This is a genomic window from Dysgonomonas sp. 37-18, assembly GCF_001899125.1.
Lineage (GTDB): Bacteria > Bacteroidota > Bacteroidia > Bacteroidales > Dysgonomonadaceae > Dysgonomonas.
This window is the reverse complement of the sequence record NZ_MKVC01000032.1, coordinates 70,631-87,305: the sequence shown is the minus strand read 5'-3', so window position 1 is coordinate 87,305 and position 16,675 is coordinate 70,631. Positions and strand designations below refer to the sequence as shown.

The following is a 16,675-nucleotide window of genomic DNA, read 5'->3' as shown; positions in this document are numbered from 1 at the left end:
CTTCGGGTAATAATAATTCATAGCCACTTTCCATTAAACAAAGTTAGGAAAAATTATATCTCCACAACTTTTAGGAAAGAGCCATAATAAATACCGCAAAATCAGTGAATTCAGATTCCCTGAAATAAAGTCTTTTTTGGATTTTTTCATAGTTCAAATTACTTTAATTAACTGTTAACCAATTAATCTAAATAATAAGGCAGGAGTAATGTTTACAATAGCCAACCGGCTATAGAGTGAGGTGACTCTTTCCATGATATTTAGATTTATGCCAAAATTAAAGCACACAGACAAAATGATATAAAAGGAGGGTTCACATCAAATACGCACACGCTCTATTTAACGTACATTAACAATGCACACTTTCCACTCTAACAGATATAAACATATGTATTACAGATAATTATTTAAAATCAATCGAGATTTAAAATAAAATCATTTAGATTCTGTGTAGACCTGAGGTTAAGTTTCTTTCTCAGTCTATAACGATTGTTTTCGACCGATCTCGTCGATAAATTCATAAGAGAGGCAATGTCTTTTGTCTCGAGATTTAGCTTCAAACATGCGCAAAGTTTAAGGTCGTTGGGGGTGAGTTCGGGATATAGAATCTTCAATTTCTTGAAGAAATTAGTGTGTTTCTGTTCAAATTTTATTAGTAAGATTTTCCAGTCATTATCATCCTCCAAATTATTGTTTAAGATAGGCAATACCTTCTGATATAAAAGCTTCAAAGTTTTATTATCACTTGAAAGACAAAACTCATCAATCACTTCTTTTATAGACAGTATAATCTCATTCTTTTGGATAGTAAATGAAGTCTGATCAAATATTTCGGCATCTTTTTTCTCTATTTCACTTTGCAATTCCTGATTTATGGTTTGTAGTCTTTCGGCTTCTCTCTGTCTTATTTTTTGCAGGTGTTTATTCTTATATCTCCTTAGGATGATAACCCATACGATATATGCAACAAACATAATAAGTAATATATAGATCAGGTAAGCCCACAAAGATAAATACCAAGGAGACAATACAACAAACTGAGACGTAGTAATCTCGGATGTGTAACCAATATTGTCTGTAGTACGAAGCATAAACGTATATTTTCCGGCAGATAAACGGTCATAGGTTACTTTATCTATCTTCTGAGGTTTCGACCATTCATTATCTATTCCTACCAGCTTGTACTGGAATAAAAGATTCCGGCTTAATACCTGATCGGATATAAAACTAAAAGTAACCGAATTATATTCGTAAGGCACCTCAGACAATGTTGCCGGATCTCTAAAATCGAACTTTCCTTTCGTTGATTTTATCTCTAAGGTTTCCAGATATGGTCTGTCCTGAACCGACTTATATTTCTTTGCAGGAATTTTGTCATTATAGAGTAGGAAGCCATTATCTAAACAAATGAAGTTTATTGAATCATTCAAGATAGAAATATTCTCGTATCCTTCTACTAACGATAGTTTGTGAACACCTATATTATATCTTTCTTCAATTTTGGCTTCACTCCCATCGTAACTGAATTTGAAAAGGCTTTTATCCGTTATAGCCCAGAAAGAATTATCCTTGATATGAATAATCTTCTTTATTTTATTAATAGACTTAAAGCAGTTGTTCAGCTTCTCGTTTGGCTTGATCGTATTATCTATTTCGTCATACGTCAGAAAATTATTATCACCGAACAAGATTATACGCCCTCCCACTTTAAACATGGATAATTTATGAGGAAGATTTTCTTGCGTATTATCTCCATAATAACTCCAGCTCTTTACACCCATCACATCCTCATTGAATAGGTATCTGTAAGTCCCTTTGTATGGATGTTGAACCCATATATTTCCCAGATGATCGAGTTCACTCTTGAAGACAGGTCCTCGGCTCTCGTCTATATCATACACCTTATTTGTTCCTTTATGAACTATCTTCAGGTGATTGTAAGTTGATACAGCCAATATTTCAGCTTTATTTACCGTATATTCTTTTATATCATAGATGCCAGACATTATAAAAGGCAGGTAAGGATATGACTTATCATCCTCGATAATCATCGCTCCACGATTGTGGCAACATATCAGCTTATTGTCTATAACACGCAAGCTCCATACTTGTCCTTGCGTTCCGTTTACCAATCTAAGGTTTTCTAGAGAGTTTACTGATTGCAGTTTACCCTCAGGCATATAAAACAGCCCCTGATTAGTTCCTATATAGAGTTTATTTTTCCAATAAAAAGCATCATATACAGCCCCTATATTTCCATTCGGGTCAGTATAATAGCTCATGTTATCGAGATACTGTATATATGCTATCCCCCTATCTAATCCGGCCCAAAAATTTCCGTTTTTGTCTTCGCGCAACGATAATACCGTATTGTTGTTAAGCTCTGTGGCTGTAGAAAAATGATTTAATATATTGCCGTTTCCGTCAACCTCATATATACCGTTAAGGATAGAACCAAAGAAATATGTCCCTCGTGAAGTGAGTAATCCACAATTAAGTTCATTTAGCTTCAACGCTGATGAAATGGGAGTATTCCAAGGGGAGATTTTCACCCCATCATAGATATAAAGACCGTTAGTTGCAGTACAGATCAAATATTGATCTTTTTTGTAAGGTAAAATCGTTCTGACATCTTTCCCTGTGAAAAACGCTCCATCATTTATTTTTGTAAGCTTATCGTCTATCAATCGGAACAATTCGCCTTGCATTTCTTGTACCCAAAATTGTCCACGTACTTTCAGCAAAAAAAGAATATTCTTATTTATCTTTATTTGCTTAACAGTTTTATAATCATATATGAAAATGGAATTAAAAGATTGAAAGTACACCTTATTATCATTAAACCATATCTTCCAGAAATCATTTTCCTGCATCGATTTCTGATCAACCAAAGATTTTAATGATGTATATTTCAATTGCCCGGAAATGTCCCTTTTCCAAAGGCCAAATTCTTCATAACCGCCGGTAAATATCGTTTGATGATCGAGTACTGCCACACTCCTTACCACAGACCTGTTGGCCATCTGAAAAAGCTTCCACTCTACGCCATTAAATTGTAGCAACCCGATATCATTTCCAAAATAAGTACACCCTCTTTCATCCTGATCTATAGACCAGTTTTTGTTTGCTGCACCGTATGTGTTTCTATCAAAGTTTACAATATATGGATTATTTGCTTTTGCAAAAGAGGAATATAAACAAAGCAATAGGATACATAATAAATAACTAGCATAACTCTTTTTCATGTGATATCTTGTGTTACATATTTGTCTATATTACTACTTCTACGAACTTGTACAAAAATAACAACATAATTTCAAATAAATAAGATGATGTATGACTTAAACTTTTTGGATAGAGAGTATACTGTAGTTAAAAGCCTTTCATTCGGTAGACAGTAGAGATTGTATTCCTTTTAAATAAAAAAGAAATGCTTGTGTTTTTATTTAACACAAGCATTTCATGAGTATTATATTTTTTATAAGTTACTTCTCAAGGCTTATCGTAAAGTTGTAACTATATTCTTTATCAGTAAAACTATACTTGCTTAAAGGTCTTGCACCCCACGAATCTAAGCCGGCTACCCCGCGTTGAAACAAATCAACACAAAGTACGACTTCATTTCGAGGCAATACATCCGACCAGTGCTGTTGCTTTTTGGTTCTACCCGGATCCAGATCTTCCGGCTTATAATTAGTTGCACTTACAGACAAAGGTTGCCCTCCTTCAACACGAACACCTTTATTCTGGTCATTTGTGAGAGTCAACCAACGCACATCAGTTTTATTTCCTGTTTCTTGTGGACGATAATAACTAAATGCCTGATCTTCTACTTTTCCTTTCCAAACACCCATGAATGTATCATGTTTGCGATCTATATAATTTTCATGAGGACCACGTCCATACCATGCAAAGTCATTGTATTCTCTAGGCAAAGTCATTATCATTCCAAATCGCATCATATCCGGCAAATTATCTGACAATGCCTTATAATCAGCTTTTATATTCAGGCTTCCATCCTTATTTACAGTATACGTCAGATCTACTTTTGCTTCTATGGCAGACAGTTTGCATTCATATTTTATAGCAATATTTCCGTCTTTCTCTTCACTGCCCAAATAGCTGTAACGCGTATTATCTCCTGCCACTTCCCACAAGCGAAGATTAATCTGATCGTTTGCTCCAAAGTCATTATCGGTAGGCCCCCTCCAGAAGTTGAGACGAGGCAATTCGCGCATTACAGGTCTTCCGTCGCTCTCAAACCGGGTAAGTCCACGACGAATGTCTTTTGTCGCAAACTGATATTTCAGAGTGCCTGCTGTTACGATTATCTGATCCTGCTCTTTAGAAATATTTAATGAGCCTGACTTTCCTTTTTCAGTAAAATAGTTGTTTGTATCGTATGCAAATTCTTCTTTTGCTACTTCAAATCCAGCCTTTAGGAAAGCTGTTTCTTTCTTATTGTAAGCGTAAACTTGCAAGAAATGCTCTACTCCCGGCTCAGCCTTTATTTGCGGTATATTTAGTTTCACATCTTTCTGAGAGTCGGCAGGGACGGATACGTCAAATATTCCTTTCGATTCCACGTTGCCATTCTTCAACAACACCCATTCGTAAGAGTAATTGTCATTTGTAAGATCAGTGAATTTATAATCATTTATCACTGTTATGATACCATTATTCAAGTCTTTCACTTTGAATAGTATATTCTGATACACTTTCTTTACAATGTGAGTATGTGGCAAATAATTCTGATCGGGGCTAATCATACCATCCATACAGAAATTTCCATCATTAACAAGGTTATATCCGCCGAGGTCGCCGCCATACGCCCAAAAGAATCTGCCTTGATCATCTTTTGCAGGGAAACCATGATTGTACCATTCCCAAATAAAACCTCCTTGCATATTCTTGCTGCTACGCATAACGTCCCAGTATTCTTGCATATTACCCATACTATTTCCCATAGCATGTGCATATTCACACATAATATAAGGTTTCTCCAAATCTCTGGCAGCATCACGCTTCATAGATTCCCATGATGGATACATCGGGCAGAATATATCAGTATTCCTGTCTCTTTGATGTGCTTGTTCGTATTGCACTGGACGACTCTTATCTCTTGCTTTTGCCCAATCATAAGTATCGAAAAATGCTTTGCCATTGCCAGACTCATTCCCTAACGACCAGAAAATAACAGACGCATGATTTTTATCTCTTTCCACCACGTTCTTTATTCTGTCCATATGAGTGGCATTCCATTCAGGAAGGTTAGATACATTGCTCGGACCATATCCCAATCCATGCGACTCTTGATTTGCCTCATCTACCAGATAGATTCCGTATTGGTCGCACAGCTTATACCACAATGTAGGCTGAGGATAGTGAGATGTACGCACGGCATTAATATTCAATTCTTTCATCAACTGTATATTGCGCATCATCACCTCGCGGTTTACAACCTGCCCTGTCTTATAATTATATTCGTGCAGATTGACTCCTTTAAAGTACACCTTTTTTCCATTAATAAGGACTTGGGCTTTTTTGATTTCTATTTTACGGAAACCTATTTTGCTAGATGTAACCTCTACAATATTGTTTTTCTCATCTTTCAGAGAGATCAGCAAAGTATATAAGTTAGGCGTTTCGGCTGTCCATTTTAACGGATTAGACACTGTACCGCTAAAAGTTGTTTCTTTCAAACCATTAGAAGGAACAGTTACTTTTTGAGATTTACTAAATACACTTTTTCCTGTACCATCGAGCAAAGCAACTTCTACTGTTTGATTTTTATTCTGGGTAGCATAATTTTTCAATTCCACATCAAGACTAAACAACCCATTCTTGTAATTAGCATCCAAGTCAGGATGTGCAAAAAAGTCTGATATACGTGTCTCTGCTGTGCTATAGAGATAAACACTGCGATTGATACCTCCCAATCGCCACATATCCTGATCTTCAATGTACGACCCATCACTATATTTATAAACCTGACAAGCTAATGTATTTTTTCCTTTTCGCACATAAGGAGTAATATCAAATTCAGCCGGGCTCTTTGCATTCTCGGTATACCCTACCTTCTGGCCATTTATCCACAGATACATAGCGGTAGTTCCACCTTCAAAGTGAATGAACACTTTGCGTCCGTCCCATGTCTGAGGGAGATCAAATTGATGCTTATACGAACCTACGGGATTATCGTTCTCATTTACATAAGGCGGATTTGTTGCGAATGGGTAAATTACATTGGTGTAGATGGGAATACCAAATCCGTTAAACTCCCAATTTCCCGGTACAGGCATATCTGTCCATTTGCTTACATCATAGTTTTCTTTATAAAAATCAGCAGGAGCTTCGGATGGCTTAGCCACCCAATGAAACTTCCAAGTACCATCTAACGACATAAAGTAAGGTGATGCCGAATAGTCATCTTGAGCTGCAAGCTTTGCATCGGGATAGGACAAGAACGTGGCTCTGGGTTTTTCTTTATTGATAGCAAAAACTTCGGGATTCTCCCAATCTCTTGTTTGAGATGTTGCCATAACAGCAACCAAAAGGAATGCTAAGATCAAGTTTAATTTCATGAATTTTTATGATATAAAATTAACAATTAAATAATTTACACTGGCATTTGACTTAAAGATGTTAAATATAGTCATTTTCAACCATCCTTGCAAAATGTTTCTATGCTTTTGTATTCGGTTGTTATACAACAATAGCGGCTATAAGCATTCTATAAGCCGCTATCTGAAATCAAATGGGTAAAACTTTAGGAGGAACTCATTCTCTAATGATCTACCAAAAGATATTTATTTTCTTTGAGGCAGAGAGGTTGTCAACTCTCTTTCTTTGCGAAGCATTTTACCTGCTTCTCCTACCAACCATAAATAATGATCACTCTGCAATCCTTCTTCGATAGGAACAAAAGTGCTTCCCGATATGCCAACAGGAACTTGTGTTGCACATTTGAAGATGGCTGTTCCCTCATCAATTTCATCAAACATTGCTATATAGAGAGACTTTGCACCTGCTTTTATCGACTCACTCATTTGTTTCCACAAAAATGAACCTCTATTACGAGGTATCTGCAAGGTATTATCACCTTTCAGATTTTTCCACGAAAAGCCGGGGAAGGCCAAAGGAACATAATCTACTTTATTTTCTTTACACCAGGCTATGTCTTCAGATATAAGCTTGGCAAAAGGAGAATATGAAGCCTCATTGTAACGCCCTACAAACCAAGGCATAATTATATCACTTTTTCTTATCAACTCATGGAGCTTCGGATCTTCCATAGTATCTGAAGTAAGAGTACGCCAGTATGTAGGGACTCCCAGCATAATACTAAATCCGCTTTCTTTAAGTTTATCCACCATGATTTCTATATCAGATAATCCGTATGCTCTATTATCATTAAATCCTACGCCCCATATCACCACCAATGGTTTTCCATTGTGATGGAGATAAGACAGATTTTTCTTTTGATCTTTGATGTCATAAGCTTTTACCAACTCGTCAAAATCGTCCAGCAAAACTTTTTCATCACCCGAGCGCATGCCACTCAGGTCGTACATCACACATATAGCCCGTTGATATTTCTGTGCTGCCTTCATTGCCGAGGTCAGCACTTTGTTGAAATGATTCTTGCCGCTCGGATTCTTTATTTCATTCACAAACCGTTGCATAAATACACCATCGAGTCCATATTCTTTCATCCATCGAAAATGGGTATCAACAGTAGACTCGTCATACGAACTAAAGGTATATGCAGGGCTTCCATCGGGAAAAACAAACTCTGTCTTATATGTCTTCTCATATTCCGATACATCAGGCCAATAGTCTACTGAGCTCGATCCGGGACAGAATCCTTTTCTCCCTTTGTAATGATACCAACCCCTGTTAGCACCATCATCCGGGGCATTGAACCAACCCTGATAGCCCGCCATTACCAAACCATTATACGAATCGTACTTATAATTCTTATCATTCTCTTTCGATGTGCTATTTTGTTTCTGTCCACAAGAGACTATACAAGTCAATATGAAAAAGGATAATAATATCGATTTTATTTTCATGTCTTATTCTTTCTTTATTTCACGTTATCTTACTACAGACGATAATATCTGCTTCATAAAGTTTTTATCTGCCGAGTTGAAACGGATGTTCGTTTTTATCTGGGAATTATTCCTCGGATTCACCAATTTTATAACCATATGATTCCATCCTTTATCCAGCATTATATTAGGAACCTTAGTCTCTGCCTGCCCAACGCTTTCTTTTGAAAATACTTTATTCTTGTTCAGGTAAACTGCAAATCCACCTTCAAAGTCTAAAAACATATCCAAACTCGGCATATCAGGCTCAGCCAGCAGATTACTCAATGAGCGTGGGCTATATATCCAAAAACTCATATAAGCCACAGCCGTTCTGTCTCTTTCGGGCTTTGCCAATGAAAACAATCCATTTTCGGCAATTGCTACTGCCCACGATTGATTGTCAGATATTGTATTCAGTTGAGGAATAATATCCGCCTCACCCTTCAGAAAATCGGTTGACAATAAATCTTCTACCGAATGAGCATCTTTACTTAAGGATACAACTAGTGACTTTTGTAACTGCGCCTTAGTATCTAATGCCTGCATGCTTTTTATATTATCATTGGAAATAGCAGCTCCCAGATTCAATAGCATTTTGGTAAGCAAAGACTGAGTCTCTAAGGCTATTTCTGAAAGGTCGAGTGTAGAAAGAATTATTTCAGCATTCCCTTGTTTGAGAGAGGCTATTACCACATCGGCTCCTTTAGATTCTCGCTCGCTACGGAAGACATTTGCGGTCTTCGATGTCTCAGCCTGATAATTCCAACGTTGCCAATCGGTATTGCATGCTCTCAATAATACATCCGATTTCATTACAAAATCTCCTGACATACCATAATGCATTGCCGTTTTGCCTCGTGGAATAAGTTCTGAGAAATAAAAATCAGCATGATTTAATCCTTGCAACAAAATAGGTGTTCCCTCTTTCAAAAACGAAGTAGCTTTTCTATCTTCCAACGATACAGAATAAGGAAGGATAGCATTGATGAAATCTCTTGATTGTGGATTTACTCCCATTACGAGAATTTTTGCTTCGGCTTCAATCGCCTTCTGTACTTTTAACTGTTGTTCTTTAGTGTTTGTCGGAGGATTATTTCCGTCTATTATTACCAAAGTTTTATTTGTGATCTTTGCATCAGTGAGGATTTTCAATCCTAAATTTTCAAAATTTTCCTTTAGTTTCGAATCTGCTGAGGCATATAATACAATAGCATCGACGGCTGGAACTACTTTTTCTATTTCTTTTTTATCTTCTATCTTTCCGCTATACGGCAGTATCGGCGTTGCATTAGCCTTGCGCACAGCATCTAGCAAAGGCCATTCTCTATAAAGGGGCAACGACAGATCATATCCCGGATTGAGAGTAGTAGTATATGGGCCTAAGCGCTCCGGCTGCATTCCATATCCGCCTTCTTGGAAGTCGAAGAAGATACCATCATCTGCAACAGGAGGGCGTGTTGTATCTTTCATTCCCAGCTCAAGAGGTTGCAATCCATACCATGCCAGATTGAATATACTGCTATACGAAGCATTCAACTCACGTTGAGTTTTTATAAGTTCATAGCTTTCTATTGCTACACCCTCCATCCTACCGAGCATACTCTCGTAAGATCTATTACCGTTATACTCTGATGATTGTTTAGGAGTTCCGTAATATGCCATACTCTGCTCTCCTATCCCCCACGGTTTTCCTTCCGATGCCCATTTCCGCATACCGCCCATACCACCGTAATGACCGATAACAGTAGGCAGATCGGTTGGTCGGTCGGTTTCTCCATCGCCCGATATCCAAGGTCGAGTAGGGTCTAGTTCGGCTGTCACCTTTACCCATCGATTTATCTCATCTAGTTGTTTTTGAATGAGCTCTTCAGGTGCTTTAAATACATGTACCGCTACAGGAACTGTTTCGTTGCAAACACTCCAGCCGAACACCGATGCATGGTTCTTATCTCTTTTTATAAGACGGCGAATATGTTCTACACAACTCTCCCAATAATCGTCGCTATCTATCTTCGGCCCTCCGTCGCTCGACCAGATACCCGTTTCATCCAGTATGCAGATACCCATTTCGTCGGCAACATCCAGATAAAAACGAGGGAAAGGCTGAGCATGTAAACGAACTGCGTTTGCATTCACGTCTTTAAGCATACTAAACCACGCCCAAGGATAGCGGCGCGTCATCTGAGGTACTCCCATAAAGTGCCATGAGTCGCCTCTTAAGAATATCTGTTTGCCATTCAGCAACAACCTATCTCCTGAAATTGTAAACTGACGCCAACCAAAACGGTTATACTTCTTATCTATTGTTTTATTGTTTTCGGTCAGATTTACGACCAAGCCATAAAGATTTGGTGTTTCGGGTGTCCAATATTCGAGTTCTCCGTTTACAGTTTTTTCAATTATAACTTTTGTAGTTGAGTTGGGTTGTAATACAATCTTTTTTTCTGTAGAAAAAGTCAATGAAGCCTGAGCAGCGACCTCTCCTTTCTGTTCGGGACTTTCATTAATTGTACGTCCAGCCAGATTGTACCATTTTTTTACCTCAGCATCCAAGTTTACAGTTCGCTTCTGCGAAGATGCGTTTTTTATATCGAGCTCTATTCTTAATTTTTTATTCTGTACATCGGGCTGAATAAACAAGTCTTCTATATACACCTGATTATAGGCAAACATATATACGTCTTGCCATATCCCTACCATCTCGATGCCCCACATAGACCCTCCTACGTAGGTTCTACGCCCATATTTTCCATGATTATCAAACAAGCTGCCTTTGGCTACACCCACAAGTATTTCATTTTCTTGTCCGGGCTTTATGAAAGATGTTATATCCGCTTCGAAGGGTAGGAATAATTCAAAGTTTTCAGCCACTTTCTGACCATTTACATACACCTCCGTTTTCCCCATCACAGCTTCAAAATGAAGAATAACCTGTTTACCACTCCAATCTGAGGGGACAGACACATTCTTCCGCATCCAGCCTATCTCGGCTTTTTCCCACTCTTTGGGATAACTTGGATAAGCAGTAAAGTCTCCCCCCTGTCCGTCTGTAAAATGATTTACATTCCATGGTGACGGTATCTTTATAGCAACGTTTTCTTTTTTGAAAGTCACAGGCTTCTTAAAGTCTGACGCTTTCGCTCCGTATATCGGCATAAAGTCCCATTTACCGTTCAGGCATAACTCTTGTCTGTATGGCTTTTCCAAATCATTTACCAACCCTTGCATAGGGTTGAACGGGTAAGGATATTTTATTCTTTCCGTTGCATACATACTAATGGAAAGGGCAATCAGAACAGTTAGTATAAAATACTTTCTCATTTTTATTTTGTTTGGCATTTATTCAGGTTGCAGAAGCATTAACCTTTTAAATTTATAAAATTATCTCAGTTATTTTTCGTATAAAATCAATATAATAATACGCTATAAAGTATTATTCAAGAATATTAATTATTCTCGTTTTGGCATTTTGATACTCAATGGTTTTTCTTTACGCATCATTTTTGTTGCTTCTCCTGTAAGCCACAAATAGTGGTCGGATGGCATACCATCCATACCTACAAACTTGGCTATATCACTTACCGGAGGATTGTCGCTACATTTGAATATAGCTGTACCTTCGTTTACCTCATCAAACATAGCTACATAAAGCATACTAGCCCCTGCATTGATAGCCGTGAATATCTGTTGCCAGTAAAAACGCCCGCCCTGACGCGGTATCGACCCGGAGGGTTTAATATCATCAGGGAACTCGAACCTACTGAGATTATGCCAGCTAAAACCGGGTGTAACACAAGGCACATAATCTATTTTGTTTTGTCTGCACCACTCTATATCTCCGATTATTAAGTCACGATAGCGATCCATATCATTGTGCAATAGAGGAGAAAAACGCTGTACAGTCCACGGAAGAACAATATCTGCCTTGCGGATAATTGTATGCAAGTAAGGATCGGGAAGGCAGTCTGCATTGAGTTCGCGCCAGAAGGTAGGAACTCCAAGCATTACACTACAGCCTCCATATTCAGGATCATTTTTGAGAAAATCGATAAAACGATCAATACCGATATCACGAGTATTATAAGGCCTGTCGGGAAATCCGATACCCCATATCGCAACAAGCGGCTTACCATTAAAAAACAAATATGTTTTATTTCCTTTCTGGTTTGTCACCTTGATAGAGTCAACCAAGTATTTCCAGTCTTCTATGAGACTTGAGCTGTCTTCTCCCGACTTGCTGAGTCCCGAAAGATCGTACATGATAGCGATAGCACGCTGATACTTAGACGCTGCTTCAAATGCATTCTTGATAACTGCCGTTTGACCGCCTTGCCGTGCTTTAGCCTGAGCAGCACTGAAGAAGCGTTGCATAAAAACGCCATCAACTCCATACTCCTGCATCCATTTGAAATGCAGATCAACTGTACTCTTATCAGTAGAACTGAAAAAGCGTGCAGTAGACCCATCGGCTAGTTTAAGCCCCGTAAGATATGTTTTTTCGTATTCTCGCATATCGGGCCACATGTCTATGCGTACTTGTTTTTCGTCGGGATACATAACTCCATCCGCTGGAGCCCGAAACCACCCTTGGTACCCAGCCATGATCATTCCTTTGTAACTGGGATATGCAGTTGTTGGCGCATGCTTTCGCCCTTGCGCCAATATTCTACCCGAGGGCAGCATCAATATTATTGCGGCAAGCACAAAAAAAATTCCTTTAAAATTCATTTGGTATTTTATTTAATTAATTGTTTCGTCTTTCTTTGCGATATCACTTAGCTACGACAATTCGTTAGGCGAATACATCTCCCCAATCAAGACAAGAGACGAAGGCATATTTCATGATATTTTTTGCTTTACTACAAAAAAAAAGGGAGATACTTAAATTTACATAAGCACACCTATTAATTAAGAATTAAAATTCAGTTAAAATGCTCTTTAAAGATAAAAGCTATAGAAACTCCCGTATTCCTTTATTTTTTAAATCACTTATTATAAAGTTCTCATAACTTATCATGAAAAAAATCATTAATTTTGTATGTTACTTATTGGTTGTATTGTTCACACAAAGACCTTTTTAAATAAAAGCTTCCATGAAATACACACTCGCCCTATTTCTCCTGTTATTCAATATTGTCCAACCCTGCATATCAGATAATTCTGAGTACGGATTAAGATTTAAATCGTACGAGGTATTAGCAGCAGACCGGACAGGATTGCTTTTGGAAAACGGAAACTATATCGACATCAAAGACGAATTGACTCTGGAGTTTGATTTGAAATATGAGAATACATCTATACTATATGGCTCTACTGTAAAAATAATCAGTGAATCGAAATCCTCAGTAACTCTCGGATTTAGTTCGGGCAATAGTGGAAATTTTCCAATCATGGTAATTAATGATGAAATTATCCCCATACTAACAGATCTCAAACTAAACGAATGGTTTCACGTAGCAATAACGATATCAAACAAAGATCAATCACTAAAAATAAAGTATAAAGATTTTTCCAAAACTTTGACATTAAAGAAAGGAGATTGGAAGGAAGCCATTATCTGTTTCGGGAAGTCAAACCTTACAGGTTTTTCAACGGAAGAAGTTCCGCCGATGATCATAAAGGATATTAAGCTATCGCATGGAGATAAATTATTCAGGCATTGGATTCTAAAGCAGCACAATAAGACCGAATGCTATGATGATCTGAAACAAGCCCAAGCCACAGTAATGAGCCCCGACTGGATAATAGACTCTTACGCCAACTGGACTAAGCATTTTTCATTATCTACAAATAATAAAACATATATACAGTATGCATTCGATGCAGGAAGAGGTATTATATATTTTATTCCTGACAATAAACAGATTATTTCTTACAATGTAATCACCAACCAGCAAGATACTATATATGTAAAATCTGGAAGGCCTGCCAATATAAATACGAATCATGTTGTTTTTAACCCTAAAAAGAATGAACTGATTTCGTATAATCTGGAGGAAAAGTTTATATCTGTTTTTTCTTTCGAAAATAAAACATGGAGCAGCAACCGTGCACCTGCTTTAGAGCCGTCGTATTGGCATCACACGTCCGCTTTGTGGAATTCAAATTCCTCAATAATTACATTCGGCGGCTATGGGTTCTATCGATATAAAAACGATTTGACCGTGATCAATCCCGCCACCAATGAATGGAATACCCAACAACTAAATGTAATTTCCCCTCGCTATTCGTCGGCATCGGCAATAGTTGGCGATACATTGTACATTTATGGAGGAGAAGGAAACCAAAGCGGAAAACAGGAATTGACTTCTATCATTACCGCCGATCTTTATGCTATCGACCTGAAAACAATGAAAGTATCTCTATGCTGGGAATATAATAATTCTAATCATTTTCTGCCATGTGGAAATATGATCTATAACAAGGAAGAGGATTCATTTTTAGTTATATCAAAAGCTCTTGGAAAACAAATATTGCTAAAGGTGGCTAGAAAAAAACCTGTAATTGAAGAATTGGCCTATATAGACTCTTTGGAATTGAATGCTGACTACAATTTTTCGACTCTGATGAAGCCCGAAAAAGAGAACAAACTGTACGCTCTATTCTGTAAGGATTACAAAAGAGGCAATTCAGAAATCGATCTGTATAGCATAGCATATCCGCCTATAGCATCTGGCCAAATATTGCAATCGGCTAAAACCTCCGAGTCAAATGAGTCTAAAACAATATATATTGCAGCAGCTTTCGCTGTGATATGCTTAGTCGCAGGATACACCATTTATATAAGAATGAGAAAGAAGAAAGAAAAATCTATTCATTCCGCTTTCTCATTAACGGATGATCTTACAGAAGATGAATCCCTGATCAATAACGATGAAATATATTACGATCGTTCTCGTCAGGCTATTTCTCTACTCGGTTTTTTCAATGTAAAGGACTCTGAGGGTAAAGATATTACAGATCTCTTCACTCCAACACTAAAAAGTCTGGTACTTGCTATAATTTTAAATAGTGAAAATGGCCCCGGTATAAACAGTAAAGTGATAGATAGTCTGATATGGCCCGACAAAGATGAAAAATCGGCAAGAAACAACAGAAATGTATCCATGAATCGACTGAATCAGGTGCTAGAAAAGATTGGGAATGTGCAAGTACAAAACAACAATAGCTTCTGGAAGATAGCCATTGAAGACAACTCTATTTGCGATTATCTTGAGGTACTTAAATACATGAGGCTACCGCAAAAGGCAATAATGGAAGATACGGATTCCGAGTCCAAGCTATTGGAACTATTAGGTTATGGACAGCTCTTACCTTTCACTCAAGAAGAATGGCTGGACTCTCTTAAAGCCACATATTCAGATTTTGCAATCGACTTTTTATTGGGCATACTTCTACGTGAAATTAATTCAGGAAAAGCCAACGCTATTCTTAAGGCATCAAACCTGATTTTCTTATTTGATACACTTAATGAGGAAGCTCTTTTTGCGAAATGCAGGGTGTATTACAAACAAGGTAAAAAAAGTCTCGCTAAAAGTACATATAACAGTTTTTGCAAAGAGTATGCAACGCTGTTAGGCGAAAAATATCAAGTATCTCTGGCTCAGATTATCAGCAGTAATTAGTGTAAGGATAAAAATACTATAAAGAAAAGGCTGCCTGAAAATTACTTCTCAGGCAGCCTCTTTTACATTTGTGAATATTAATAAGCAAATGCTAATTTTAATTTCACTCCAATAGATATTGGATACATTTTTTCGGTAAGCACTTTTGTGCCCTCTGCTTTAAGATACTTTGATGCAGTTATACTATTTACTTCGAAATCGGATGGATGTTGCTTATTATACCCCAACAAAGAACTCTTTTCTTTGTTTTTCCGCACATCGTTAAGTCCGTAATCACAGTATACACCCGAATAAAGAGCTAGCTTATCGGTAAGCCTCCATTTATTTCCAACCTCGGCAGATAACATAAAAGACAGCTTCATATCCAAATCAGCTTTTTTCTCTGCCCCTGCAAAATGACCTATACCATTTACTTCATTATCTTTATCGATAAGAAGATCAATGTCGGCATAATAAGCAGTAGTAGACAAATTGGAAAGAGTAGTTGTATATTTTCCACTGACCGGTATTCCTATTTTCCCTCCAACGGCAGCATAAAAACCTTTCGATACAGATTGTTGGAATTGAACCATAAGAGGTATATTCAGGAATATAGCATTCTGCTTCTCTTCAACCGAATGAATGGAATATGCAAATCGAAATTCATCGTTATTGGCATCTATAGCATTATACTCATCAGAGATATTATCCATAAGTCCTTTCGAGTTCATAAAAGATAATTCGAGCCCGGTATTCAACGCCCAGTTTTCTGAGAGAAAGTAATTGTAACCCACCCCAACAGAAGAACCAAACGCCAGCTTATTATCTCCTTCATTTATTTTATATTTCAATGAAGATATTCCTCCCGTTGCAGAGAAAAACACTTCATGTTTGTTATCCTGCGAGCGTATGGCAGAACTGATAAGTAATGCCATAGCCAACAGAACTGTAATTTTCTTGATTTTCATACATTAT

General features: G+C 37.5%; 7 protein-coding genes. 1 reads left to right on the top strand and 6 read right to left on the bottom strand.

All coding sequences use genetic code 11. The features are described 5' to 3' along the window. Window positions 1-413: 413 nt before the first annotated feature. From BGO84_RS13055 to BGO84_RS13035, 5 genes are all read right to left on the bottom strand, one after another. A complete protein-coding gene (locus tag BGO84_RS13055) occupies window positions 414-3,245 on the bottom strand; it encodes a triple tyrosine motif-containing protein (protein ID WP_291029769.1) in 2,832 nt (943 codons plus the stop codon). 240 nt (window positions 3,246-3,485) lie between these two features. Continuing rightward, on the bottom strand, window positions 3,486-6,584 hold the full coding sequence (locus BGO84_RS13050; protein ID WP_291029767.1) for a glycoside hydrolase family 2 TIM barrel-domain containing protein: 3,099 nt from the start codon (window positions 6,582-6,584) through the stop codon (window positions 3,486-3,488). Window positions 6,585-6,809: 225 nt separating this feature from the next. Further along, window positions 6,810-8,075: a glycoside hydrolase family 71/99-like protein gene (locus BGO84_RS13045; RefSeq protein WP_291029765.1), complete on the bottom strand. Its 1,266-nt coding sequence runs from the start codon at window positions 8,073-8,075 to the stop codon at window positions 6,810-6,812. Between the two features lie 24 nt (window positions 8,076-8,099). Next, window positions 8,100-11,417 carry a sugar-binding domain-containing protein gene (locus tag BGO84_RS13040; RefSeq protein ID WP_291029763.1) on the bottom strand — a complete coding sequence of 1,106 codons (3,318 nt, stop codon included), beginning with the start codon at window positions 11,415-11,417 and terminating at the stop codon, window positions 8,100-8,102. Window positions 11,418-11,546: 129 nt separating this feature from the next. Beyond that, a complete protein-coding gene (locus BGO84_RS13035; protein ID WP_291029773.1) occupies window positions 11,547-12,779 on the bottom strand; it encodes a glycoside hydrolase family 71/99-like protein in 1,233 nt (410 codons plus the stop codon). 410 nt (window positions 12,780-13,189) lie between these two features. Here BGO84_RS13035 and BGO84_RS13030 point away from each other — a divergent pair, with 410 nt between their 5' ends. Continuing rightward, window positions 13,190-15,721, top strand: a complete 2,532-nt coding sequence (locus BGO84_RS13030; RefSeq protein WP_291029761.1) for a hypothetical protein — start codon at window positions 13,190-13,192, stop codon at window positions 15,719-15,721. Between the two features lie 77 nt (window positions 15,722-15,798). Here the strand turns inward: BGO84_RS13030 and BGO84_RS13025 are convergent, their stop codons facing one another. Further along, window positions 15,799-16,668: an outer membrane beta-barrel protein gene (locus BGO84_RS13025; protein WP_291029759.1), complete on the bottom strand. Its 870-nt coding sequence runs from the start codon at window positions 16,666-16,668 to the stop codon at window positions 15,799-15,801. Window positions 16,669-16,675: the final 7 nt, after the last annotated feature.